Annotated in this window: 1 protein-coding gene; it reads left to right on the top strand. The window is 65.4% G+C overall.

Features of this window, described 5'->3' with window-relative positions; all coding sequences use genetic code 11:
• Window positions 1-28: 28 nt before the first annotated feature.
• Window positions 29-286: anhydro-N-acetylmuramic acid kinase (locus K3A85_RS17865; protein ID WP_225207864.1), on the top strand; the 258-nt coding region annotated here is incomplete at its 3' end.

Here is a 286-nt window from a genome sequence, read left to right on the forward strand (position 1 = left end):
CGACCGACCCGAGGACCCCGCAGCCTGTCTGGCCTTTGATACCGGTCCCGCCAATGCGCCGATCAACGATCTGATGCGCGCCCGCCTGCGTCAAAGCCATGATCGCGACGGCGCCCTGGCGGCGGCGGGACAGGTTCACGAAGAGGTTCTGCGAGACTTCCTGACCCATCCCTATTTCGATCGCCCGCCACCAAAGTCACTGGACCGGGATCAGTTTGCGGGACTTTCCTCGGCTGTCGAATCGCTTGGCGATGCCGATGCGGCGGCGACGCTTGTCGCGGCGCTG

Source organism: Novosphingobium huizhouense, from assembly GCF_020179475.1.
Lineage (GTDB): Bacteria > Pseudomonadota > Alphaproteobacteria > Sphingomonadales > Sphingomonadaceae > Novosphingobium > Novosphingobium huizhouense.